This window comes from Streptomyces sp. N50, from assembly GCF_033335955.1.
GTDB lineage: Bacteria > Actinomycetota > Actinomycetes > Streptomycetales > Streptomycetaceae > Streptomyces.
Genome location: NZ_CP137549.1, coordinates 2,621,158 through 2,646,177 on the forward strand (window position 1 = coordinate 2,621,158; position 25,020 = coordinate 2,646,177).

The 25,020-nt window shown below is 71.5% G+C and carries 18 protein-coding genes and 1 pseudogene; 15 read left to right on the plus strand and 4 right to left on the minus strand.

Going from position 1 to position 25,020, the window contains the following annotated elements; translation table 11 throughout:
• Nucleotides 1-40: 40 nt before the first annotated feature.
• From R2B38_RS11470 to R2B38_RS11510, 9 genes and pseudogenes are all read left to right on the plus strand, one after another.
• Nucleotides 41-1,191 (plus strand): annotated as a pseudogene (locus R2B38_RS11470) (glycosyltransferase family 4 protein).
• A gap of 50 nt (nucleotides 1,192-1,241) precedes the next feature.
• Nucleotides 1,242-2,012, plus strand: coding sequence for a class I SAM-dependent methyltransferase (locus R2B38_RS11475; RefSeq protein WP_318021646.1), 771 nt, complete (start codon nucleotides 1,242-1,244; stop codon nucleotides 2,010-2,012).
• Nucleotides 2,009-6,814: a DUF3367 domain-containing protein gene (locus R2B38_RS11480; RefSeq protein ID WP_318021647.1), complete on the plus strand. Its 4,806-nt coding sequence runs from the start codon at nucleotides 2,009-2,011 to the stop codon at nucleotides 6,812-6,814. The genes R2B38_RS11475 and R2B38_RS11480 overlap by 4 nt, the downstream gene beginning before the upstream one ends.
• Nucleotides 6,815-7,083: 269 nt before the next feature.
• Nucleotides 7,084-7,716 carry a hypothetical protein gene (locus R2B38_RS11485; RefSeq protein ID WP_318016141.1) on the plus strand — a complete coding sequence of 211 codons (633 nt, stop codon included), beginning with the start codon at nucleotides 7,084-7,086 and terminating at the stop codon, nucleotides 7,714-7,716.
• Nucleotides 7,713-8,450: a class I SAM-dependent methyltransferase gene (locus tag R2B38_RS11490; RefSeq protein ID WP_318016142.1), complete on the plus strand. Its 738-nt coding sequence runs from the start codon at nucleotides 7,713-7,715 to the stop codon at nucleotides 8,448-8,450. Before R2B38_RS11485 ends, R2B38_RS11490 begins: the two co-directional genes overlap by 4 nt.
• 23 nt (nucleotides 8,451-8,473) lie before the next feature.
• Nucleotides 8,474-9,379 carry a hypothetical protein gene (locus tag R2B38_RS11495; protein WP_318021648.1) on the plus strand — a complete coding sequence of 302 codons (906 nt, stop codon included), beginning with the start codon at nucleotides 8,474-8,476 and terminating at the stop codon, nucleotides 9,377-9,379.
• Entirely contained in the window at nucleotides 9,376-9,585 is a 210-nt protein-coding gene (locus R2B38_RS11500; protein WP_019060261.1) for a Trm112 family protein, read from the plus strand. Before R2B38_RS11495 ends, R2B38_RS11500 begins: the two co-directional genes overlap by 4 nt.
• Nucleotides 9,582-10,568 (plus strand): FkbM family methyltransferase, encoded by a 987-nt coding sequence (locus tag R2B38_RS11505; RefSeq protein WP_318016143.1) that lies wholly within the window; start codon nucleotides 9,582-9,584, stop codon nucleotides 10,566-10,568. Before R2B38_RS11500 ends, R2B38_RS11505 begins: the two co-directional genes overlap by 4 nt.
• The gene (locus R2B38_RS11510) at nucleotides 10,525-11,046 is read left to right on the plus strand and encodes a hypothetical protein (protein ID WP_318016144.1); all 522 of its coding nucleotides are present in this window, start codon (nucleotides 10,525-10,527) and stop codon (nucleotides 11,044-11,046) included. Before R2B38_RS11505 ends, R2B38_RS11510 begins: the two co-directional genes overlap by 44 nt.
• On the opposite strand, the gene R2B38_RS11515 is transcribed toward R2B38_RS11510, so the two are convergent.
• A complete protein-coding gene (locus R2B38_RS11515; protein WP_318016145.1) occupies nucleotides 11,036-11,914 on the minus strand; it encodes a hypothetical protein in 879 nt (292 codons plus the stop codon). The genes R2B38_RS11510 and R2B38_RS11515 overlap by 11 nt on opposite strands.
• A gap of 149 nt (nucleotides 11,915-12,063) precedes the next feature.
• On the opposite strand from R2B38_RS11515, the gene R2B38_RS11520 reads away from it, so the two are divergent.
• The 3 genes from R2B38_RS11520 to R2B38_RS11530 are packed head-to-tail and all read left to right on the plus strand — an operon-like array spanning nucleotide 12,064 to nucleotide 16,137.
• The gene (locus tag R2B38_RS11520; protein WP_318021649.1) at nucleotides 12,064-13,119 is read left to right on the plus strand and encodes a MerR family transcriptional regulator; all 1,056 of its coding nucleotides are present in this window, start codon (nucleotides 12,064-12,066) and stop codon (nucleotides 13,117-13,119) included.
• A gap of 59 nt (nucleotides 13,120-13,178) precedes the next feature.
• On the plus strand, nucleotides 13,179-14,624 hold the full coding sequence (locus tag R2B38_RS11525) for an acyl-CoA synthetase (RefSeq protein ID WP_318016146.1): 1,446 nt from the start codon (nucleotides 13,179-13,181) through the stop codon (nucleotides 14,622-14,624).
• Entirely contained in the window at nucleotides 14,617-16,137 is a 1,521-nt protein-coding gene (locus tag R2B38_RS11530; RefSeq protein WP_318016147.1) for a carboxyl transferase domain-containing protein, read from the plus strand. Before R2B38_RS11525 ends, R2B38_RS11530 begins: the two co-directional genes overlap by 8 nt.
• 48 nt (nucleotides 16,138-16,185) lie before the next feature.
• Here the strand turns inward: R2B38_RS11530 and R2B38_RS11535 are convergent, their stop codons facing one another.
• Nucleotides 16,186-19,824: a S8 family serine peptidase gene (locus R2B38_RS11535; RefSeq protein WP_318016148.1), complete on the minus strand. Its 3,639-nt coding sequence runs from the start codon at nucleotides 19,822-19,824 to the stop codon at nucleotides 16,186-16,188.
• A 318-nt stretch (nucleotides 19,825-20,142) separates the two neighbouring features.
• Here R2B38_RS11535 and R2B38_RS11540 point away from each other — a divergent pair, with 318 nt between their 5' ends.
• The 3 genes from R2B38_RS11540 (at nucleotide 20,143) to R2B38_RS11550 (ending at nucleotide 23,676) form a co-directional block, all read left to right on the plus strand.
• Nucleotides 20,143-21,183 carry a rod shape-determining protein gene (locus R2B38_RS11540; RefSeq protein WP_033281820.1) on the plus strand — a complete coding sequence of 347 codons (1,041 nt, stop codon included), beginning with the start codon at nucleotides 20,143-20,145 and terminating at the stop codon, nucleotides 21,181-21,183.
• Nucleotides 21,180-22,616, plus strand: coding sequence for a GAF domain-containing protein (locus R2B38_RS11545; RefSeq protein WP_411978565.1), 1,437 nt, complete (start codon nucleotides 21,180-21,182; stop codon nucleotides 22,614-22,616). Before R2B38_RS11540 ends, R2B38_RS11545 begins: the two co-directional genes overlap by 4 nt.
• 217 nt (nucleotides 22,617-22,833) lie before the next feature.
• Complete coding sequence (locus R2B38_RS11550) at nucleotides 22,834-23,676, plus strand: NAD(P)-dependent oxidoreductase (RefSeq protein ID WP_318016149.1); 843 nt, start codon at nucleotides 22,834-22,836, stop codon at nucleotides 23,674-23,676.
• 42 nt (nucleotides 23,677-23,718) lie between these two features.
• Here the strand turns inward: R2B38_RS11550 and R2B38_RS11555 are convergent, their stop codons facing one another.
• Both R2B38_RS11555 and R2B38_RS11560 read right to left on the minus strand, forming a co-directional pair.
• On the minus strand, nucleotides 23,719-24,204 hold the full coding sequence (locus tag R2B38_RS11555; protein WP_318016150.1) for a hypothetical protein: 486 nt from the start codon (nucleotides 24,202-24,204) through the stop codon (nucleotides 23,719-23,721).
• 93 nt (nucleotides 24,205-24,297) lie between these two features.
• On the minus strand, nucleotides 24,298-24,789 hold the full coding sequence (locus R2B38_RS11560; RefSeq protein ID WP_318016151.1) for a hypothetical protein: 492 nt from the start codon (nucleotides 24,787-24,789) through the stop codon (nucleotides 24,298-24,300).
• Nucleotides 24,790-25,020 lie beyond the last annotated feature (231 nt).

The following is a 25,020-nucleotide window of genomic DNA, read 5'->3' on the forward strand; positions in this document are numbered from 1 at the left end:
TCCGCCAACGTTCCGCACCCTGAGACGAGTTGGAGCACCCATGCCCCAGCACGTGCCCTACTCTCTGCGCGCCCCGTTCCCCCCGGTCGCGCAGTACCCCCGGCGCCGGTGCCGCAACCGCGCCGGATCGTCTTCCTCGCCCACCGGGACCTCGACAATCCCCAGGCCGGTGGTTCCGAACTCCTCGTGGACAGACTCGCCGACGGGCTGACCCGACTCGGCCACCAGGTCACCCTGTTGTGCGGCGGCCCCGCCGCCTACCGCGACTATCGCGTGGTGTCGGCGGGCGGTGCGTACGGTCATTTCCTGCGCGCCCGTTCCGCCTTCGCCCAACAGATCGGTGACTGCGACCTGTTGGTCGAGGTGTGCAACGGGATGCCGTACTTCGCGCCGGTGTGGCATCGCGGGCCGACGCTGTGTCTGGTCAACCATGTCCACACGGATCTGTGGAAGATGCGGTTCGGCGGGCCGATGGCACCGGCGGCGCGGATCGGGCGAAGACTCGAACACTGGGCGCTGACCGGGGCGCAGCATCGTGGGCTGTTGGTCGCGGTGTCTCCCTCGACGGCGGACGCGTTGCGCGGGATCGGGGTCGAGCGGGACCGGATCCGGGTTGTCCACAACGGAGTTGAGGAACCTGGGCCTCGTTCCGCGCGTTCCGTCGAGCCGCTGTTCGTGGCGGTGGGGCGGCTCGTCGAGTACAAGCGGATCGATCTGTTGCTGCGGTTGTGGGAGCGGGTGCGGCCCGTTGTCGGCGGGCGGCTGCTGATCGTCGGGGACGGGCCTGAGCGGGAGCGGCTTGAGCAACTCGCCGGGCCCGGTGTGGAGTTCACCGGGCATGTCTCTGAGGCTCGGAAGCATGAACTGCTGTGTGCGGCCTGGTTGTTGCTGCATCCCTCCGCGCTTGAGGGGTGGGGGTTGGTGGTGACTGAGGCTGCGGCTCGGGAGACTCCGGCGATCGCGTTTGATGTGCCGGGGTTGCGGGACTCGGTTGTTGACGGGGAGACGGGTGTGTTGGCTCGGGGGGAGTCCTCGTTTGCTGCGGCGTGGTGTGCGCTTGCGCTGTCCGCGCGTCGCCGTGAGGTGATGGGTAAGGCCGCGTGTGATCGTGCGGGGCGATATCGGTGGGATCGGACGGTCAGACAGTTTCGGTCGGTGGCCGGTGAGGCGGTGAAGGGCTGGGGGTCGTGAGTTGGCTGCGGGAGCGTGGGGGCTGGGCGCGCCCCGCGGCGGAGCCGCATATCGATACAGCCCCGCGCCCCTTAAAGGCGGCACCTCACCGGCAATTCAAGGACCCGTCTCTCTCGCGCTCCCTTGCCCTCTTCCGTGTCTTTCTGCATGAGCAGGGTGACCCGGAAGCCTGTTACTCGCTGCTCGCCCGTGATGCTGTCGATCAGGTCGAGGCCTATGACGGGGCCGTTGCCGGGCGCACAGTCGTGGATGTCGGTGGTGGGAGCGGGTATTTCACCGAGGAGTTTCGGCGGCGTGGCGCTCATGCCTACCTCTTCGAGCCGGACGTACGGGAGTTGGGGGAGAAAGCGCCCGACGGGACCGTCATCGCGGACGGGTATTTGTTGCCCCTGTCCGACGGGGTCGCGGATGTGACGTTCTCCTCCAACGTCCTTGAGCATGTGGCCGATCCGGAGACGTTTCTCAGTGAGCTGGCTCGGGTGACGCGGCCCGGTGGGCTGATCTATGTGTCGTTCACCAACTGGCTGTCCCCGTGGGGCGGTCACGAGTGGGCGCCCTGGCACTATCTCGGCGCCGAACGGGCCCGCGCACGCTACCGGCGCCGTACCGGAAAGCCGGCCAAGCACACCCTCGGCGAGAACCTGTTCGCCGTGCACATCGGCGCCACCCTGCGGCAGGTGCGCGCCCGTGACGACGTCATGGTCGTCGCGGCGCGTTCCCGCTACTGGCCCTTCCTCGACCGAGCCGTCGTAAAAGTGCCCGGGATAAGGGAGTTGGCCACCTGGAACCTCCTCCTCATCCTCCGGCGGTGTCCACCATGACGGCGACCACGGTCCAGGCCCCGCCCCCGGCGGCCGATCCCACCACCACGACCATCGCGGGGCCCCCAGAGGGGCCGAGGTCGTGGCGCTGGCTGCTGGGGTTCTGGGCCGTGGTGTTCGTGCTGTTCCTCGCCGTGCACCCGGGGCGGCAGACCTTCGACACCAAGCTCGGCGTCACCGTGGATCCCGGCCAATTCCTGTCCGACCTGGGGCAGTTGTGGCACGACCGGGGGTCGTTCGGCGGTATCCAGGACCAGTACGCGGGCTACCTCTGGCCGATGCTCCCGTTCTACTGGCTGGCCCACGCCGTGCGGTTGCCGGTGTGGCTGGCGGAACGACTGTGGTTGTCGCTGATCCTCTCGGTCGCCTTCTGGGGCGCCCTGCGGCTGGCCGAGCGGCTGCGTGTCGGCAGCCCGGCGTCCCGGCTGCTGGCCGCCGTGACGTACGCGCTGTGGCCCGTGTTCACGATCGTCGTGGGGTCGACCTCGGCCGCCGCGCTTCCGGGGGCCTTCCTCCCGTGGGTGCTCCTGCCGCTCACCAACGAGCGTTATACGGCCCGGATCGCGGCCCTGCGCTCGGCGTTGATCGTCCCCTTCATGGGTGGGGTCAACGCGGCGGCGACCCTCGCCTCCCTCCTCCCCGTCGGCCTGTATCTGCTCTCCCGGCCGCCCGGACCACGGCAGCGCAAGCTGATCGCGTGGTGGGTGCCGGGGGTGATACTGGCGACGGCGTGGTGGTGGATCCCGCTCCTCATGCTCGGCGTCTACGGCGAGAACTTCCTTCCCTACGTGGAGACTTCGCAGACCACGACCGACACCATGTCGGCGACGGAGGGCCTGCGCGGAGCCGGTGACTGGGTCGCCTACCTGCATCTCGGGGAGGCCTGGATACCGGCCGGATGGACGGTCGCCTCCTCGGTGATCGTGGTCGTCTGCTCGGCCCTGGCGGCGGGGCTCGGCCTCGCGGGACTGGCGCGCCGGGACATGCCGGAGCGGCGGTGGCTGGTGCTGACCGCCGTGACGGTCGCGCTGATCCTGTTCGCCGGGTACGGCGGCGCGTTCGGCGCCCCCTTCCACGGGCTGGTGCAGGACTGGCTGAACGGCCCGCTCGTCCCCTTCCGCAACATCTACAAGTTCCAGGCGGGCCTGGCCCTCGTACTCGTCCTGGGCCTGGCCCACCTGGTGGGTGTGGCCGCCGAGACACGCGGAGCACGCCCGGTGCCGGGCCGCCGGCTCGTCCCGCTGATCGCGGTGATCCTCGTGCTCCCGGGCCTGGCGTGGCCGTATCTCAACGGGTCGATCCTGAACCCGGGTTCGTTCCAGCAGCTCCCCAAGTACTGGCAGTCCACGGCCGATTGGCTGCACAAGTACTCCCCCGACTCCCGCGCCCTGGTCGTCCCGGCGACCGCGCACGGCATCTACATCTGGGGCTCGCCCATCGACGAACCCCTCGACGTCCTGGCCGACTCCCGCTGGGCGGAACGCGATTACGTCCCGATGGGCACCCCCGGCAACCGCCGGGCGATGGACGCGGTGGAACAGGCACTGGCGAGCGGGAGTGAAGTCCCCGGCCTGGCCGACTACTTGAGCCGCGCGGGCATCTACTACGTCGTCGTCCGCAACGACCTCGACCCCGACCAGATCGGCTACGTCCCGACCACCACCGTCAAACGCACCCTGGAACAGTCCGGCTACCAACGGGTGACGGGCCTCGGCCCCGTCATGACCGGCGGCCGCATCGCCAACGACACCCCGCTCCAGGTCGAGGGCCTCTACCCGCGCCAACGGGCGGTGGAGATCTACGAGCCGACGAGCAAGGACGTGATCCGCCCGGGCCAGGCAGGCCTGACGCCGGTGTCCGACACGGCGGTGGTCTCCGGCGGCCCGGAGTCCCTCCTCCCTCTCGCCACCGAACTCAGGGGCAGAGCAACGGTGTTGACGGGCGACAACCACCCGGGCCTGGGCTCACCCGCGCTCCAGGTGGTCGGCGACGGACTGCGCCGCGCCGACACCCGGTTCGGCCTGGTGGACGCCAACACGTCGTACACGTACACCCCCGACGAACGCAACGCGCCGGACGCGGTCCAGGACGCGGGCAAGAAGCCTAAGCAGATCCTGCCGACGAAGGGCATCGCCCACCAGACGGTGGCAGAGCTGCGCGGCGCCCGCTCGGTGACGGCGTCCTCCAGCGGCAACTGGCTTTTCTCCCTCCCCCAGTTCGACCCGGTGAACGCCTTCGACGGCAACCCGGACACCGCGTGGGCGGAGGGCGCGGCGGGCTCACCGAACGGCCAGTGGCTGCGCATCGGCTTCGCGGGCGGGTCGTACGACATGCCGGGTTCCTTCAAGGTCACCCCGCTCCCGCAGGAGAGCGTGCGGGCGGCGGCGACGGAGGTGCGGGTGGAGACGGCGAAGGGTTCGGCGACCAGCTACCTCCAGCCGAACGGCATGACGCAGACCATCAAGGCGCCTTCAGGCTCAACGAGTTGGATGAAGCTGACGATCGTCGACTCGGTCGCCCGCCACACCGGCCTGACCGGCGCGGGCTTCTCGGAGATCGCCCTTCCCCACATCCAGGTGACCCGGCTCCTCAAGCTCCCCACAGACGCCAACGCCTCCGACGCCGCCGCCGAGATCATCTCCCTGCACCGCACGGCCGACCCGACGGGACTCTCCCCGACGGGCACGGAGGCGGGCCTGCACCGCACGTTCTCGACGTCGACGGCGGGAACGTACGAGATGAAGGCGAGCGCGGTGGCAACCCCGGGCGAGGAGTTGGACAAGCTCCTCTACGAAGTCGCCCCGCCCCAACAACATCGGATCACGGCAACAGCGGACTCCACGGCGGCACTTGGCACGGGTCTCTCCGCCCGCAACCTCACGGACGGCGACCTGACGACCGGCTGGGTAGCGGGCGACCGCCCGACGATCCACCTCACCTGGACCGGCAAACAGGCAGTCGGCGAAGTGGTGTTGGCCCCCGCGGGCGGCCTGTCGACGCGCCCGACCGAGGTCGACATCACCTCACCGGACGGTTCGACGATCGCCGGCGTGGACGAGAACGGCGTCACCCGCTTCGACCCGATAACGACGGACAGCCTGACCATCACGATCACGAATACGGCCCCCCTGACCCTCCACAACCCGATAGCCGACGACAACCTCCAACTACCAGTAGGCCTGACCGAGGCCTACATCCCGGCCCTCGACCAGTACCGCACCCCACAGCCGGCCCCCTCCCGCCCCTTCACCCTGCCCTGCGGAAAGGGCCCGGTGGTGGCGGTGGACGGCGAGCTGTACGAGACGAGCGTGCAGGGGACGGTAGGGGACCTGACGGCACGCCGGGAGGTTGAGGTGACGCTCTGTCAGCAGGGGCGGTCCGACCCCGGGTTGGAGCTGACGTCGGGCGCGCACCGGGTGGAGGCGGGAGACGCGGGCCCGTTGACTCTGACGGACGTAACGCTGACCCGCGGAACGGTCACCGAACCCACCTCCTCCGCCCGCGAGTTGACGACCCAGGACTGGCTGGGCGACCGCCGCGAGGTGACGGTCGGCTCGGGCACGGCCTCCTACCTCACCACGTACGAGAACTACAACACCGGTTGGCAAGCCACCCTGAACGGCAAGAAATTGACCCCGCTCCGCCTGGACGGCTGGCAACAGGGCTGGCTTGTCCCGGCAGGCGCGGGCGGCACGATCAAGCTGACGTACACACCGGCGACGACGTACGAGGCCGGCCTGATCGGCAGCGGAGCCGCAGTGGTCGTCCTCCTGGCGTTGGTGATCTGGCGCCGCGACGAACCGAGTTCCGACGAACTGCAACCACCGCCACCCCTGCCCGGCCTGTGGCTCGGCACGGTCGCGCTGACGCTGGTCGGGGTGGTGATCGCGGGTTGGTTCGCCCTCCTGGTGCCGGCACTGGCACTACTGGCCCACCGCCGCCACGCGCTACTGGTCCCGATCGCGTTCACGGCAATGGCGGGCGCGGGCATCGCGGCGGCGACGGGAGCGGGCGAACCCGTGGGCGCAGGCGAGGGAGCCTTCAGCCACACAGCCCAACTCCTGGCCCTGATCGCCTTGTTCGCGGCACTGGTAAGCGTCCAGGAGTGGAGCGCCCCGTCAGGGGCGCGGGGAACGGCGCGCTCAACCCCCACCGAACCGGAGGCAGACAACGGCGCCCCTTCAGGGGCGCGGGGAACGGCGCGACCAGCCCCACCGAACCGGAGGCAGACAACGGCGCCCCTTCAGGGGCGCGGGGAACGGCGCGACCAGCCCCCACCGAACCGGAGGCGAACAACGGCGCCCTTTCAGGGGCGCGGGGAACTGCGCACCCAGCCCCCACCGACCCGCACCAAAAGGACGACCCCCAATGACCACACTCAACGAACCCCGCTCCCCCACCCGCATCCCCTTCCCCACAGTCGACGAAATCGCCCGCCACTGCCACCAGTCCACCGAACCGGAAACCGTCCACATAGAGGTCCACCTCCCAGGCCCGATCGACCCGGACCGCCTCCGCACCGCATTCACCGAGGCCCTGCACCACCACCCCCGCATCCTCATGCGCGAGGCCCCGGCCCCTGGTACCGCCGCCGCTACGAATGGGAGCTGACCAACACCCCGGACCTGGACGTGGTGACCTTCGCACCCCCCACCCAAGACGCCCTCAAACAGGCCCGCACCCGCTCCCTGGACCACACCCCACCCCTGACCGCATCCCCACCGATCCGCCTGGAAGCAGTCCCCCTCCCCAAGAAACCGGCACAACAACCCGGTCAGCCCCCGGCACGGGAACCGCCCTGATCCTCACGGTCAACCACACCGCCCTGGACGGCCCCGCCTGCCTCCGCGTCCTCGCCACCGCAGCGGAGCTGTACGGAGGCAAGGCCAACACCCCGACCGCCCCACCGACCCGCCCCCCGGACACCCCAGAACCCCCCGAGAACACCCCGTCCACATGGACCCCGCCCGCCCGAGTCGCCCCCGGCACCCCCGCCCCCACCCTTGGCGGCAACGGCCTCCTCCTCACCGAACTCCCGGTCCCCCACCGCCCCAAGGGCTCCCCGTACACGGTGAACGACCAACTCATGGTCACCACGGCCCTGATGATCGCCCACTGGAACCGCGAACACGGCGCACACCCCCGCCCGATGCGCATCACGATGCCCGTGGACGACCGCCCCCGAGGCACGGACATGCCGATCGGCAACGGCACGCGACTGGTCGAAGTCACCTTCGCCATAGCCGAGTTGATCACCACCCCCGACCACCACATGGCCGAACTGCTCCACCGCACGGCAACCAGAACCCGCGCCCTCAAAGCCCTTCCCCGCCCCCAACTTGGCCACGGAGCAACCCTGTTGACGGCCCCGATCGTCCCCGTCGCCTGGCGCGCCACCCTCACCCGGGGCCTACGCAAGGCAGCCGCCCCCTGGACCTCGACCACCCTCCTCAGCAACATCGGCCGCATCCCGTACACCCTGGACTTCGGCGACCCGGCGGGCCGCGCGCACGCGGTGTGGTTCTCCGCCCCCGCCCGCATGCCCCGAGGCCTGACCGTGACGACGGCGTCCACCGCGGGGAGACTCCACGTGGCCCTCCGCTGGTCCCGCACCCTCCTCGGCCCCGGCGACGGAGCCCACCTCCGCGACCTGTTCGAGCACTACCTGCACTCGACGGAACAGACGGAGGAGCACCCGGCATGACGACCACGACCACGACCCACCGCCCCACCGACCTCCGCGACTTCTACGAGAACCCCGCCGTCCCCGTCGCCTCCGGCCCCTCCCGCACCCTCCGCCAGGCCCGCATCCTCGCCACCGCGCTGGGCCCGGCCACCGCCGAACACCCCCGCACCGTCCTCGACATCGGCTGCGGCGACGGCACCGCGGCCGCCACCGCCGCGCCCCTCCTCACGGGCCACCGCGTCATCGGCGTCGACTGGTCCCACGACGCCCTCACCCGCGCCCGCACCCACCTCCCGTACACGGTCCGAGGCGAACTCACCGCGCTCCCCCTCCACTCGGCCTCCGCCGACGCCGTCCTGTTCAGCGAGGTGATCGAGCACCTCGTCGACCCGGACACCGCGCTCGCCGAGATCCACCGCGTCCTGCGCCCGGGAGGCCATCTCATGCTGTCCACGCCGAACTTGGCCGCCTGGTACAACCGCGCTCTGCTGCTCGCCGGTGTCCAGCCCGTGTTCTCGGAGGTGAGCCTGCGCGCGATCCACGGCCGCCCGGGCAAGGAGGTCGTAGGACATCTGCGGCTCTACACGCCGCGTGCGTTACGGGAGTTCGTGGCGGCGGCCGGCTTCGAGGTCGTAGGGCTGAAGGGCGCGCCCTTCCACGGCGTACCGCGACCACTCCGGCCCCTGGACCGACTGGCCTGTGCCAGACCGCAGTTGGCGTCGATCCTGCTGCTGCACGCGCGGAAGACGTAGGGGGCGCGGCCGTGTGGTGGGGAGTGGCGGCGGCCCTGTTGGCGAACGTGCTGTACAGCACCGGTTTCGTCCTGGAGAAACGGGCACTCGCCGCTCTGCCCGAGGTGACGGTCCGTCAACCGGCAAGGCTGCTGCGGCTGGTGCTGGGCAGCCCGCTCTGGATCGGCGGGTCCCTCGCGCTGGCCTCCGGGTTCGGCGCGCAGCTCGCCGTGTACCGGACGCTGCCGATCGCCGCCGCGCAGGGCATCTTCGTGTCCGGCCTGGTGCTGCTCGTGCTGCTGTCCGCGCGCATGCTCGGCGAGGAGACCAGCGGCCGCGAACGGTACGCGCTCGGGGCGATCCTCGTCGCCCTGCTGATGGTCGTCCTGTCCCTCAAGGAAGGCTCGGACCACGTCAGCCGCAACGCGCCCTACCCGCTGATCCTGTTGGTCTGCGTACCCTCGCTCGCCGCCGGTGTCTGGCTGTACCGGTCCACCGAGCGCAGCGCCGGTCACCGCCACCGGCTGCCCACCACGGGCGTCGAATACGGCGTGGCGGTGGGCCTGTTGTACGGGGTCAGCTCGCTCGCCATCAAGGGCGTGTCGAGCTACCTGACCACAAGTGACCTCGGTGGAGCGGTTGTTGGGCTTCTCCGCTCCCCGTACCCCTACCTCCTCCTCTTCACCGGCGCGTTCGGCCTGGTCATGTCCCAGGCGGCGCTGCAGCGTTGCCGGGCTTCGCTGATCGTGCCGGTCTGCACGACGGTGACCAGTCTGTTCACGGCGGTGCTCGGCACGCTCGCGTTCGGCGAGACCCTGCCGCACGACCCGCTGCGGCTGGCCCTGCGGATCGGGGGAACCCTCCTTGCGGTCACCGTCCTGCTGACCATGCCGAAGCACGACAACGCGCCTCAACCACCAGCTGAGGCCAAGGAGTTGACTCCCCCATGAACCCGGACGACCCGCTGCTGAAGATCCTGGCCTGCCCACTCGACAAGGGCCCGCTGCACCTGCTCCCCACGGACGCCCTCTACAACCCGCGCCTGCGCCGCCGTTACCCCATCGTCGACGGCATCCCGCAACTCCTGCCCTCGTCCGGCGAGCAAGTGACCGACGACGCCGAGCACTTGGAACTCCTCAAACGGATGGCCCCATGACCTCCACGAGCCCCGGGGATCCCAAAGACCCTACGGACCCCGCTCCCCGCACCCTCACCGCCCGTCTCGCACCCCTCCTCCCCACCCGCCTGGTCGCCGCCACCGCCCGCGCCGTCTACCCCCGCTTCGAACCCGAACTCGCCCGCCTGACCGACCTGTTGCCGACCGACTGCGGCACGGCGGTCGACGTCGGCGGCTGGTACGGCCCCTGGACCCACCGCCTCTGGAGACACGCGCGCGAGGTGGTCACCGTAGAACCGGTCCCGCACCTGGCGCGGCTCCTCGCGGCCGCCGCCCCCGCGCACGCCCGGGTGATCCCGGCCGCCGCCTCCGACCGCCCCGGCACCGCCCGGCTGTGGCTGCCGCCGGACGACGAGGGTGACCGGGGGGTGTCGTCGCTGGTGCGCCGGGACATCCACGCGCGCGCCGTGCACGTCCAGTGCGTCACGCTCGACGGGCTGGGCCTGCGGGAGGTCGGTTTCATCAAGATCGACGTCGACGGCAGCGAACTGGCCGTCCTGCACGGCGCGACCGGCCTGCTGACCCGCGACCGCCCCGCGCTCTTCGTCGAACTCGAGTCCCGTATCCAGCCGATCGCCCCGGTGGTGCGGTATCTGTCGCTGCTCGGCTACGAGGGCTGGGTCCTCCCGGACCGGAACAGGGACTGGGTCCGGCTCGCGGACTTCCCGCTGGAGAAGCATCAGGCCCGCAACTTGTACGTCGTCTCCCAGGGGCTGCTGCGCCGGGTGCTGCCCTTCTCCCGCGGCCCCCGCTACGTCAACTCGGTGCTCTTCCTCGCCGACGGCCGCACCCCCGGCGTCAGACCCGGTGTCAGGCCCGATGTCAGTGCCGTGCGCGACGATGGATCGCATGCCCGAAGCGAACCGTCCAGCCCGCCCCTTCAGCCCCCTCGACTTCCAACTCGTCCTGCTGCGCCGTATGGCGGACCACAACCCGGACCTGGTCGAGAACGCCCGTCATGAGCTGGGCGTCTCGATCGCCGACATGCGCGAGGCCAACAAGCGCTGGCAGGCGATGCTGCACTCCCCGCGCGGGCGGGCCGCCGCCTCCCGCTACTGGTCGATCCTCGGCACCCCCGAGTCGACCGTGAAGCGCAGGATCGGCGACCTGGACTGCGAGGCCTGGCAGTGGCCGGTCCCCCTCTGGCCCGACCTCCGCTTCGAGGTGCTCACCGCCCCGAACGGCGCCGTGTGGAACGAATGGCTGGTCCGCGCCCCCGGTGTCGAAGGCCCCGCCCTCCACACCCTCGACGACCTGGCCCCCTGGTCCTGCACGGTCGACGAGGCGGCCCGCGCCTTCGCCCCCGCCCGCCCGCTGGAGGGCACGGCCCCCACCCGCTGGGGCCTCGCCTTCACCGCCCCGGACGCGCAGGGCGTACGCCACCGGTGCGCCGCCGAGTTCACCTGGGGGCTGTTGCAGCGAACGGCGGTCAGCGAGTAGCGGCCGCCCCGAGAATCGCCTCGACCACGGCGGCCAGCGAGGACTCCGGATGCAGATCCAGGAAGAGGTTCGGCTCGACGAGTTCCAGCTCCATCACACACGGCTGTCCGTCCGGCCCGTCGACGAGGTCCACGCGCGCGTACAGCAGCTCGGGAGCATCCGGTACGGCGGCCAACGCCCGCTCGGCGACGGAGAGTTCGGCCTCGGTCGCGGTCCACGGCTCCAGGTCGGGGTGGGACACCTTGTCGTCGTCGTACGCCGTCCCACGCGCCAGCACGGCCCCCTTCCGCGAGGCGTGCACGAACCGCCCCCCGAAGAACAGCAGCGCCCGCTCCCCGCTGACGTCCACATTCGTCAGATACGGCTGCACCATCGCGGTGAGCCCCTCCGCGTGCATGCGCTCCAGCTGTCGTACGGCCGTCCCGTGCTGGTCGGGCGTGTAGCGGGCGGCGAAGCGGGCGCCCGCGCCCGAGGTCGGCTTGACCACGTACTCGTGGTCGTCCGGGAGATCGGCCGGGTCGCCGGGGGCGAGATAGCGGGTCGGCACGACGGGCACACCGGCCGCCGCGAGGTCGCCGAGGTAGCGCTTGTCGGTGTTCCACCGCACGACCTGCACCGGGTTCGCGAGCCGGGTCGCCTTCGCGGTCCGCTCGGCCCAGGCCACGAACTCGGCGGGGCGCCAGCTGTAGTCCCAGGTGGAGCGGATGAGCACGAGGTCGTACGAGCCCCAGTCAGTACCGGCGTCGTCCCACGGCGCGGCGATCGTCTCGGCCCCGGCCGCCCGCAACGCGTCCACCAGCACCGGGAGGTCCCGGTCCTTGCTGGGCTTGGGTCCGGGGTCGTAGGTGGCGAGCGCGATTCGGGGCACGGGAGCCTCCAGCTTCGTACGGCGGTCGGTCGGCGGCAGATCGTTTCCGCAGGTTAACCACGGCCACCGCAACCGCGGCAACCGGATTGACCTTCCCCCTCGGTGAAGCCCCAGCATCGGTGACGGAACCGAAAGAGGTCGAGGTGCGCATGAAGGGCACGGACATGCTGACGATCGGGGCCTTCGCGCGGGCGTGCAGGCTGTCGCCGAAGGCGTTGCGGCTGTACGACGAGCTGGAGCTGCTGCGGCCGGCGCGGGTGGATCCCGACAGCGGATACCGGTACTACGCGGTGGCACAGCTGGAGCGGGCGCGGCTGGTCGCGTGGCTCCGGCGGCTGGGCATGCCGCTGGCCGGGATCCGTGAGGTGTGTGCTCTCGAACCGGCCGCCGCCGCCCGCGAGATCCGCGCCTACTGGGCCCGGGTCGAGGCGGATACGGCGGTGCGGCGGGATCTCGCCGGGTTCCTCGTCGACCATCTCGCGGCCGTGTCGGCCGTACCGGGAAAGGACACCACCATGCTGGAACTGCGTTATGCCGCCCACTCGGACCGCGGCCGGGTCCGCCCCTCCAACCAGGACACCGCGTACGCGGGCACGCGGCTGCTCGCGGTCGCCGACGGCTTCGGCCCGGCGGGCGCGCCCGCGAGCGGCGCGGCGGTGGAGGCGCTGCGCTTCCTGGACACCGAGGAGGTACCGGCGGGCAATGTGCTCAACCTGTTGGAGGAGGCGGTGCGGGGTGCCACCGAGGCGGTCCGTGACGTGGCCGATCCCGGCGAGAACGGCACGACCCTGACCGCGCTGCTGTGGACGGGCTCGAAGCTGGCGCTCGTGCACATCGGGGACTCGCGCGCGTATCTGCTGCGCGACAGCGGGCTGTTCCGGATCACGCACGACCACTCGGTCGTCCAGTCGCTGATCGACGAGGGCCGGCTGACACCGGAGGAGGCCGACTCGCACCCCCAACGCGCCATGCTCCTCAAGGCGTTGACGACCGGTACCCCCGACCTCAAACTCCACGACACCCGCCGAGGCGACCGCTACCTCCTGTGCTCGGACGGCCTGACCGCGGTCGTCCCGGAGCACCGGATCCGCGAACTCCTCACCGCGAGCCCGGACCCGGAGAAGGCGGTACGGTCCCTGGTCGACGCGGCGAACGAGGCCGGGGGTCCGGACAACGTCAGCTGTGTGGTGGCGGACGTGGTGTAGGAACGGGGGTGTCCCCGGCACCTGGGGACCGTTGCCCCGACGGCTAAGGAGTGCGCCGCGTGTCCACCCTCTTCCCGGCCCTGACCAACCCGGGCGAGCAGCCCGCTCTCCGGTTCGGCGACCGGTCCCTGACCTACGCGGAGCTGGGCGCGGCGGCGGACGCCCTCGCGGCCCGGTGCGCGGGTACCGGCCGGGTCGCCGTCTGGGCCACCCCCTCGCTGGAGACGGCCGTCGCCGTGATCGCCGTACTGCGGGCGGGAGTCGCGGCCGTCCCCCTCAACCCGAAGTCGGGTGAGAAGGAACTCGGCCACATCCTGACGGACAGCGCCCCGACGCTGGTCCTGGCGGCCCCGGGCGACGAACTCCCTTCTCCGCTACGGCACTTGGAGCGCGTAGACGTCGATGTGCGGGGTGCCGGGGTGGACGCTCCGGACGTCTCCCCCGACGACGAGGACCCGGCGCTCGTCGTCTACACCTCCGGCACCACCGGCCCGCCCAAGGGCGCCGTCATCCCGCGCCGGGCGATCGCCACCACGCTGGACGCCCTCGCGGACGCCTGGGAGTGGACCGGCGACGACGTCCTCGTGCACGGGCTGCCGTTGTTCCACGTACACGGCCTGGTGCTGGGCATCCTGGGCCCGCTGCGGCGCGGCGGATCGGTGCGTCACCTCGGCAGGTTCAGCACGGAGGGCGTGGCACGGGAGTTGAACGACGGCGCGACCATGATGTTCGGCGTCCCGACGATGTACCACCGCATCGCCGAGACCCTCCCGGACGACCCCGAACTGGTCAAGTCCCTCGGCCGCGCACGCCTGTTGGTCTCCGGCTCGGCCGCGCTCCCGGTCCACGACCACGAACGCATCACGTCGGCGACCGGCCGCCGCGTCATCGAGCGCTACGGCATGACGGAGACCCTGATGAACACCAGCGTCCGGGCGGACGGCGAACCGCGCGCGGGAACGGTCGGAGTCCCGCTGCCCGGCGTGGAGTTGCGCCTGGTCGAGGAGGACGGCACGCCCCTCCCCTCCTACGACGGTGAGAGCGTCGGCGAGATCCAGGTGCGCGGCCCGAACCTCTTCACCGAGTACCTCAACCGGCCCGACGCAACCGCCGCCGCCTTCACCGCCGACGGCTGGTTCCGCACCGGCGACATGGCCGTGCGCGACCCCGACGGCTACGTCAGGATCGTCGGCCGCAAGGCCACCGACCTGATCAAGAGCGGGGGTTACAAGATCGGCGCGGGCGAGATCGAGAACGCCCTCCTCGAACACCCCGGAGTCCGCGAGGCCGCCGTCACCGGCGAACTGGACCCCGACCTGGGCGAGCGGGTCGTGGCCTGGATCGTGCCGAGCGACCCCCAATCCCCGCCACAGCTCGCCGAGTTGGCCGACCATGTGGCGAGCCGCCTCGCCCCGCACAAGCGCCCTCGCGTCGTCCACCACATCACGGAACTCCCCCGCAACGACATGGGGAAGATCCTGAAGCGCTCCCTGACCCATGACTGAGCGCCACTCGGCCCGCGAGACCCTGTCCCTCGTCACGGACGACACCACCTTCACCGAACTCCCTTACCCGGCACGGGAGTCCAAGCCGGACGGCCCCCTCGCCTGGCAGGGCTACGACGCCTCGCGCGCCCGCGCCGCCGACCGCACGGGCGAGTCGGAGTCGGTGATCTGCGGCACGGCGACGGTGTCGGGAACGCAAGCGGTACTCATCGCCTTCGAGTTCGGCTACCTCGGCGGCTCGCTCGGCGAACGCACCGGGGACCGCCTCGAAGCGGCGTACACGTACGCCCGTGAGCACCGGTTGCCGGTCGTGCCGTTGGTCGCCACCGGGGGCAGCCGGATGCAGGAGGGCATGATCGCCCTCACCCAACTCCAGCGCGTGGCACGCCAGTCGGCGCTCACGAGGGAGGCCGGCCTTCCCCAGATCGCGGTACTGCGCGACCCGACCACGGGCGGCGGCTGGGCCACGCTCGGCGCGGGCGCCGATGTGATCCTGGCCCTGCCCGGCGCCCAGGTCGGCTTCGCGGGCTCCCGCGTTCGGCCCCCGGACGCGGACCCTACGGCGTACACGGCGGAGGCCCAGGTGGCGGCGGGGGCGGCCGACGCGGTCGTAGAACCGGGGCAGTTGAAGGAAACCCTGGGGAGGTGGCTGCGGCTGCTGGCCACGCCGTGGGCGGGACAGGCGCCGGTGCCTGCGGCGCTCGACCGGTCGGCTCGGCACACCCCGGCCAGTCCATCGGCGACCGCGCGAGACACGGTGCGGGACTCCGGACCGGCCCGGCACGCCGAGGCCGGCCTCCCGGGGACCGGGCGGGACGCGGAGCAGCTCGACCGGTCGGCTCAGCGCACTGCGGCCGATCCGCCAGTGCCCGCGCGAGAGGCCGTGCAGCGCGTCGCGGCCGACCTCCCGGCCACCGGATGGGAAGCCGTGCTGCGTGCCCGGTCCCCTCAACGCCCGCGCGCCGAGAGCTACTTGGATGCCTACTTCACTCACCGGCTCGCGATCAGCGGTGATCGGTGCGGGGGTGTCGACGCGGGCATGTTGTGCGGGTTCGGGGAGCGGGAGGGGCGGACGGTCGCGTATGCCGCGCAGGCCGGGACGGCTACCCGGCCCGCTGGTTATCGCACCGCCGCGAGGTTGATCCGGCTCGCGGAGCGGCTTGGCATTCCGGTGTTGACGTTGGTCGATACGCCGGGTGCGGCGAACGACGCCGAGGCGGAACGGCAGGGCGCGGGGGCCGCGATCGCGGACCTGTTCGGCGCGGTGGCGGCCGCCCGGACTCCGCTGACCACTCTGCTGATCGGCGAGGGCGGTTCCGGCGGTGCGCTGGCGCTGGCCGCGCCGGGCAACACCTGGGCCACACCGGACAGTTACTTCTCGGTGATCGCCCCGGAGTCTGCCGCCGCGATCCTGAAGCGGCCGCCGGAGGAGACGGAGGCGACCGCTGACCAACTCCGTATCCGGCCGCAGGACTTGGCGGAGTTGGGCGTCATCCGGACGCGGCCTGTTTGAGCGCCGGCGCCGTCTCCCCTCCCAAGGAGACGGCGCCGCCCGTCTGCGTTACCGGACTCCCACCGCCCGGACTATCTCCTGCCGCACCGAACCACCCTGGTCGTCACTCGCCGAGGCCCGCAGCGAGATGTACTGAGCGTCCCGGGGCACGGTGAGGGTGCCGCGCCATGACGCGTGGCCGCCGGTGAGCTTCACCGTCCGCCACGACTTCCCGTCGTCGTACGACACTTGGAGCGTGCCGCCGACGATCGTCCCGGTGTCCGGCGCGCCCACCACGTACGAGGCGCTGATCCCGACCGGTACCCGGCCGCCGCCCCGGACATCGCCCGCGAGGTCGGTGTCGACGTCGAAGGCGAGGTTGAGGAGGGGCAGGAAGGTCCATCGATCGGCGGGCGTGGCCGACGAGTTGAAGGTCCACTCGGCGTGACCCCGGGTGGAGAGTTTCCAGCGGTCGGGGTCGAGGGCGGTGTCGGTGACGACCTTGTAGGTGTGCTCGTCGGCGGGCGCGTCCCAGTCGTAGGCACCGGAGCTGGTGCGCCGGTCGACCAGGGTGCCGTCCCGGTACACCTCGGTGGTCTGCGTCATGCCGCTGTCCGCGCTCCACGCATCGCCGAATCCGGTGTGGTCGGGCCCGGAGTCGCCCCAGCCTGGAGTGTTGAACTGCAGCTGGTTTCCCGACCGTTGCTGTCCCCAGCCGAGCCCGGTGCCGAGCCATGGATGCCACACCGGCTTGAACCACTCGAGGGTGCGATGCGTCCCGCCCGTGTACTGGACCAGCCCGCTGCGTTCCTCCAGCGTGCCGTCCCCGACCGTCACGGACTCCGACCACCGCTGCCCGGGACCGGTCGACACGTAGTCCGTCCGCTCGGCCGGATAGTCGATCCGCTCCCGGAAACCGAGCCCGATGGGGAAGGCATCGGTGATCGAGTAACGGAACTCCCCGCCGCTCACCGGCTTCACCGCATGGAACTTCGTTTCCAGGACGGCGAGTTGACTGCGGCTGGGCGCGTAGGTCAGATCGGCGTCCGGGATCGCGCCCTGGTGTCCGGCCGAAAGGTCGTACGTGTAGGGCGTGTTGAGCGTCCCGGTCATGTCGACCGTCTTCGCCGCCCGCAGCCGTGCCGCGTCGGCCGCGTTCACCGAGGCGATCTGCAGCGGACGGTCGGAACCGTCGTCCGCACCCCACCAGGCACTGAGCCGTCCGGCCACGTCGTCCGTCACGAACAACGCCTTGGCGCCCGCGTCTTGGGCGGCCTGCGCGAGCGCGACCGGATCGGCGCCGTCGCCATCACCGTCGGCAAGGTGGGCGAGCACCGCGCGTCCCCGGACCGCACCGGTGATGGGACCGTCCCCCACATCCACCAACGGCAGCCGACTGTGCCCCTCGATCAACGTGCCGCCCGACTGCGCGACGGCCTCACCGACCCCCTTGACCTCCAACAGCGGCTTCCCGAGCCGCCACACGGTCCGGTACTCGAAGCTGCCTTGGGTGACCTTGTCCGTGGGGGCCGCGAACACGCTGTCGTACGTCACCGGCACCTGAACGGCGTCGAAGAGATCGGAGCCGTTCGCGTTCCGGTCGTACTCCATGATCAACTGCCGTGTCTCCGTGCGCTGTTGGACCTTCGCGCGGACCTCCCTGAGCCGCCGCCCGTCCAGGGTGACCTCACGGTCCCGGTCGAGGGTGATCTGGGGCGCCGCGAGGAAACCGAGCCCGAGCGAGTCGGCACCGTGGCTGCCGCGCACGTCGAGGAAGGAGGTCAGGCTGTAAGTCCCGGGCTGGAGGCGGAGCTTGAGCGTCCCTGAGTCGCCGACCGCCTCCGGGTAGGGGTCGTAGCCCTGCGCCAGCCGCTGCACCACCAGGTCGGCGGCCGTGGCAGCCCCGTCCCGGTCCTTCACGTGGACGGTGAGCGTGTACCGCTCCTCCTCCTTGACCAGCCCGAATGCTGTGTGGGCCACGGGAGTTCCGGCGGCGGAGGCGACGATCCGCCCGCTGGTGTTGCCGACCTCGGCCTTCGCGCCGTCGCCGGTCACGGTGGTGGAGGCGGTGCCGTGCGCGGGCACGGTGAGGGTGGAGTCGGCGAGGGTGGCGACACCGGCCGGGGCGCCCTGTACGGCGAGGCTCAACTGGACCGCCGCGTCGGATGCGTTGGCGTAGGTGAGGGTCCTGGTGACCGGCTTGTTCGCGTCGTACGGCCAGCTGTAGAAGCCTAGGTCGGCGCTGCCGGTGGCGGTGACACGGGCGTCGACCGCATCGGGCACGTTCACCCGCCCCGTCCCCAACTCATAGACGGACGCGTCGAGTTGCTTGGACGTGGACATCAACGCGTCCTTGAGCCGCGCGCCGGTCCAGTCGGGATGCTCCTGGGCGAGCAGCGCGGCCACCCCGGCCACATGCGGTGTCGCCATCGACGTACCGCTCATGGAGGTGTAGTACCCACTGCCGTCCACGAGTTGAGAGCGGGCGGCGAGGATGTCGACGCCGGGGGCGGAGAGGTCGGGCTTGAGGGCGTTGTCGCCGTAGCGGGGTCCCGCGCTGGTGAAATAGGCGGCCTGGTCGTTCGCGTCGACGGCGCCGACGGTGAGCGCGGAGTCGGCGGCGCCGGGTGAGCCGATGGAGGAGGGGGTGCCGGTGTTGCCGGCGGCGATCACGAAGAGGGCGCCGGTTTCCTGGGACAGGGTGTTCACGGCTTGGGCCATGGGGTCGGTGCCGTCGCTGGGTTCGGTCGAACCGAGGCTCATGGACACGACCTTGGCGTGCACGTCCCGCGCGGCCCACTCCATCCCGGCGATGATCTGCGACTCGCTCCCGGACCCCTGGTCGCTGAGCACCTTGCCCACGGCGAGGGTGGCGTCCGGGGCAACTCCCTTCTCCTGTCCGGCGGACGCGGCTCCGCTGCCGCCGACGGTGGAGGTGACGTGCGTGCCGTGTCCGTTGCGGTCGGCCACGTCCTCGCCGTCGATGAAGCTCTTGGTGACGGAGACGCGCTGGGCGAGGTCGGGGTGGGAGAGGTCAACTCCCGTGTCCAGTACGGCGACTGTGACGCCCTTGCCGGTCAGCCCGGCCTCCCAGGCGTGCGCCGTACCGATCTGCGCGTTGCTCTCGGCCATGTCGGCGGTGACCCGCCCGTCCAGCCAGACCTTCCGCACCCCGCCTTGCCGGGTGAACGCGCTCCAGAACCCGCGCCCCTTGTCCGCGTCGACGGCGGCCCCGCGCACACTCGCGAGCGTCCGTGTCCGCTCGGCGTCGCGCGGGGTCACGGCCTGTGCCCCCTTGTCGTACGTCACGATCAGCGGCAGCTCGTCGGTCGTCCGGTCGGCGAGCCCCTGCCGTAGCAGCTCGCTCACGTCGAAGAGCCGCCGGTCGAGGGTGCCCGCCCGCAGGTAGGGGAGCGCCTCGTCCGGTAGGACGGTGATGTCGCCGTTGGCCAGCTGGGTGCGGACGGCTCCGGTGGCGCCCTGGGGGCGTTCGACGCTCACGGTCTTCCGGCCGCCCGCGAGGTCGGTGACGGTGACCTTGTCGCCGGTGACGAGGGTGACGGTACGGGTGGGGCTCGCGGTGGGGGCGGCCGCCGTAGGAGCGCCCGGAGCCGCGTGTGCCTGGGTGGCCGGCAGCAGCGCGACCACGAGCCCGGCCGACAGCAGTACCGCCCCGCGTCTGACTGGTCCTCTGCGTCCTCTGCTCATGCCCGCCCCTCTTCGTCGAATCACCGAACCGTCGAGTCGTCGAGTGCTGCGAAGAGTGTCGTGTGCCTTGTGGCGCAAGGGAGTTGAATGGGGCTGGCGGATTGACGCCCCGGCGGTTTCCCGCCAACGCGGCGTCACGAGGACGCCCCCCACTGCCCTTTACGCGCTCTTTAACTCGGGCATTACGGACAAATACCCCCATTTAGCGGCACCCCGCCCGGCCCACCACAAGACGCGCCCGCTCCCTCACCCCCGCACGATGCGAAAGAGGCCCGCCGCCCGGCGAAGCCCCGGTCCGCGCTCTCGGGAGAACCTGCCATGACCGTCAGTCTGGAGCAGTTGCGACGCTGCCATTTCGCCGTCGACCTGGGTGCCGCCCGTACCCGTGTCTACGTCAAGGGCGCCGGGCTCGTCGTCGACCAGCCGTCCGCCGCCGCCGTGAACACCCGGACCGGCGCGCTGATCGCCGTAGGAGAGTTCGCGGAGAAGATGACGGGCCGTACGCCCGACTACATCCGGGTGGTCCGGCCGGTGTCCGGCGGGACCGTCGTCGACATCGAGATGGCGCAGCGCATGCTGCGGCACCTGATCGGCGACAAGGTGCGCCGCGCGCTGCGCCGCAAGCCCCGGCTGCGGGCCGCCGCCTGCACCCCGCACGACGCAGATCCGCTGGCACAGCGGGCCGCGATCGAGACGCTGGTCGGGCTCGGCGCGCGCCGGGTGGAGCTGGTCGACACGCTGATCGCCGCCGCCGTCGGCTGCGGACTGCCCGTCGAGCGGCCCGAGGCGACCATGATCATGGTGTGCGGGGCGGCCGCGACGCAGGTCGCCGTGCTCTCCCTCGGCTCCATCGTCACCGCCGAGCGCATCCCGGTGGGTGGTGAGGCGGTGGACCACGCGATCGTCCAACACCTGCGCCACGAGCACGAGTTGATGCTGCCGAGCCAGTCCGTACGACCGCTGCAGCTGGCCCTGTCCGGCAACGGTCTCACCCCGCACGGCCCGACCACCACCGAGATCCACGGGCGGGACGTGGCGAGCGGCCTCGCGCGGTCCGTACGGGTCGACACCGCGGCCGTACGGGACGCGATCGAGACCCCGCTGACCGCCGTGCTCGACGGGATCGGCCGGGTACTGCGCAACTGCCCGCCCGACCTGGTGGCCGACCTCGCGGACCGCGGGATCATGATGGTCGGCGGCAGCGCGCTGCTCCCCGGCTTCGACCAGATGCTGCGCGCGGCGACCGGGATGCCGGTGCACATCGCCGAGCGGCCGGACGTGTGTGCCGTACAGGGCCTGGGTTACATGCTGGAGGGCAAGATCGAGCCGCTGGTCCTGGACCCGCTGGCCACCACCTGAGCCCGGCCCCGGCCGATCCGCGTGACGGCGTCCCCGACCTCTCCCGGCTCCTCGAAGCGGTCCTGAGCGTCGGTTCCGAGCTCGAACTGCGCACCACGCTCCAGCACATCGTGGACGGCGCCGCCGAGCTGACCGGCGCGCGGTACGCGGCGCTCGGGACCACGGACCCCGGGCAGGACGGCCTCACCGAGATCCGCACGGGCGGTGCCGAGCCGCCGCCCGCCGGGGTGCTCAGCGTGCCGATCCACGTCCACGACGGGGTGTTCGGCCACCTCCACCTCGCCAGTAAGCAGCACTCCGCCCCCTTCACCACCGAGGACGAGCAGCTTCTGCACGTGCTCGCCGCCCAGGCCGGCATCGCGATCGGCAACGCCCGCCTGTACGAGACCGCCCGGCAGCGCGAACGCTGGATCGAGGGCGCGGCGGCCGTCACCACCGCGCTGCTCACCGGTGAGAGGGCGGCCGACGCGCTGAAGACGGTCGCGGAGGGCGCGCGGGCCCTCGCCGACGCGGCCGCGGGCGTGATCCTCCAGCGCACGGCGGCGGGCGGCATGGAGATCGTCACCGCGTCGGCCTACGAGGACCCGGGCGACATCGTCGGTACGACCATCGAGCCCGGCAGCCCGGTCCTGGTCCAACTCCTGGGCGGCGAACCGGTGTTCATCGACGACTCGGCGACCGACCCGCGCATGACGACGCATGTACGGCACCGGTTCGGCCCGAGCATGATGCTCCCGCTCCAGGCGGACGGCCGTCTCATCGGCACCCTGGCCCTCCCGCGCCGCCCGGGCGACCGTCCCTACACGGCCGTAGAACGCCTGCTGGCAACGCAGTTCGCGTCCCAGGCCGCGCTCGCGCTGGTCCTGGCCGACGCGCAGCACAGCCGGGAACGCCTCGCGGTGTACGAGGACCGTGACCGCATCGCCCGCGACTTGCACGACCTGGTGGTCCAACGCCTGTTCGCCACGGGCATGTTGCTGGAGTCGACGCAACGCAGAACGGAGGACACGGACCAGGCCCACGAGCTCCTAGGGCGCGCGGTGGACGAACTCCAGTCGACGATCCAGGAGGTCCGCACGGCGATCTTCGCCCTGCAACAGCCCCCGGCCGAGGCTCCAACGGGCCTGCGCGGCAAGGTACTTCGGGAGGCGGCGGGCGCGTCGGCCGTGCTCGGCTTCCAGCCCTCCACCCAATTCGAGGGCCCGGTGGACACCGTCGTCCCCGACCAGGTGACGGCCCACCTCCTCGCCGTCCTCCGCCGCGCCCTCACCAGCGCGTCCGGCCGCGCCGACGTGTCCCGTCTGGAGATCACGGTCGACGTGACGAGGCCCCTGCCGGACGGCAGGGACGCCGTACGACTGAGGGTGTACGACGACGGAGGGACCGACGCCACGACGGTGAACTGGCAGTCACCGCTGAGGTCCTGGTGCTGAGGTCCTGGTGCTGAGGTCCTAGTACGGCAGGATCCGCCCCGACGGCGTCCTGCGGTCGATGGTGTCGTCGCGGGGCGTGATGGGCCGGCGACTGACGCGAACGCGGATCTGTCGGTTCATGGCGCCCTCCCGAGGCTCATATCTCCTATGCCCCTCTCCTATGCCCCACACTCGTCCTCGCGACTCCCAACAACATCAAGTCCGTACGGTGAGACCCATGACGACCACCTTCACGCTGCTGCATCCCGGCGCCATGGGCGCGAAAGTCGGCGGCGAGGCGACCCGTACGGGCACCCGGGTCCTGTACGTCCCGACGGGCCGCGGCCCAGCCAGCCTCCAACGGGCCCGCGAGGCAGGCCTGGAGTCGGCCGAGTCCCTCGAATCCGCCCTGGCCGTAAGCGACTTCGTCCTCTCGGTGTGCCCGCCGCACGCGGCGGAGGACGTGGCGCGCGAGGTCCTCGGTCACCCCTTCCGGGGCGTGTACGTCGAGGCCAACGCGGTCAGCCCCGACCGTACGCGGCGTATCGCGGCGGCGTGCGCGGAGCGCGGCGTGCTGATGCTGGACGGCTCGATCGTCGGCGGTCCGCCCGGTCCGGGCAGCGCCCCGCGCCTGTACCTGAGCGGCGACGGGGAGCAAGTCGCCCGAGTGGCGGGGTCGTTCAAGGACACGCAGGTCGTGGCCCGCCCCTTGGACGCGGAAATCGGTGCCGCGTCGGCGCTGAAGATGGCGTACGCGTCGTACCAGAAGTCGGCGCGCGTCCTGGCCGCCGTATCGCACGCCCTGGCCGCGCACCACGGCGTGGCCGCCGAACTCGCCCGCGAGGCAGGCTCGTTGACGTCCAGCATCCTCGCCGAGACCGACCAGCTCCCCAGCGTCGCCGCCCGCGCCTGGCGCTGGGCACCGGAGTTGGAGGAGATCGCGGCGACTCTGCGCACGGCGGAACTGCCGGCGGACATGGCGGAGGGCGCGGCGGCGGTGCTGCGCCGGTGGACGGACGACAAGGACGACTACGACCTGCCGTTGGAGGAGGTACTGGCCCACCTCAGGACGGAGAACTGAGGACGGAGGGCTGAGACGGAGGCCTGAGGACGGAGGACGGACTCAGGGCGCCGTCGAGGGTCCGATGCTCCGCAGCTCCTGCACGGTCCCCCCGAGCCGGGACCGGAACCTCTCCAGCAACTCTGGCACCGCGCTGACGACCCACCGCGTACCGACGAGGTACTTGCCGCCGTAGATGGCGGCACTGTCCAGCCAGGTCACCTTGAACCGCTCCTCGGGGAAGGTGGTGATCCGGTACTCGCCCTGCTTCGTACGGCACAGCCCCTCCCGCAACTCTTCCGCCTCGACCCGGATCTCGGCGGTGCACCCGGTCAGCCCGGCGATCACCTCGACCTTGGCGGGGGCCACGACTCCGGCCTCGGGGGCGGCGGTCACGGCGGTCGGAACCGCCTTCCGCTTCCCCTCGGCGCCGTCCTCTCCCCCACCGCAGGCCACGGCCAGCGGGAGCAGGGCGAGCGCGGCGCCTCGGCGGAGACGGGAGGTGTGTCCTGGGCGGGGTGACGACTGCGGTGTCTGGGGGTGGGTCATGACAGGGGGTACGGGGGTGGTGGGGCGGCTGTTCAAGAGGTTCGCCGTGCCGACGCGCCGACGTCTCGAGACCCCGACGTGCCTACCTAGGACTCAGTTCCGCCGACGCCGTTCCTGCCCGTACGGGCCACGCCGGTCATGTGCCCTCCACTCCTCCTCCACCGGGTCCCGGTCCCCACGCCCGGACCGCTCCCCCGCGGCCGCTATGTGCTGCCCGCTGGAGACCTTCGCCAGCAGCAGCTTCATGGGGTCCGCGTACTCGTCGCCGTAGCGCTCGCGTTCCCGCTCGGGGAGCGGCCCCGGACCGGGAGGGCGGAGCGCTGTCTGCCGGACCTTGGGGCGGGGTACGGAGGCGGAGGTGGAGGTGAAGGGGGCGGTGAAGGGGGAGGCGGAGGGGGAAGGGGAGGCCTGGACGCTCCGCCGCTCCGACCGAGCCTGCGGATCCGCCGAGCCGTCTCCGGCCGTCGCGCCACGGACGCCTCCACGGGCGGCTCCCCGAGCCGCCCCACGGGCAATCCCATTGCGCGCCGCTTCCCGCGCGACCTCGGCCGCACGCTCTCGCGCCTGGCGCTGCGTGGACGGCACGGCCTGAGACCGCCGCGTCGGCTTCCGCTTCCGCCGACGCCCACCAGCGCTTCCGTTGGCGCCCGCACTCGCGCCCGCGGCTGCGCCTGAGCTCGCGTTCGCGCCCGCGCCTGCCCGAGCCGGTTTCCCCTCGGGTTGCGGAGGCCGCGGCGCTTTGGGATCAGCCACCCAGACAACCGCCCCGTTGGGATACGTCCATGTCTTCCCGCTCACCAGCAATCCCCCCGGACA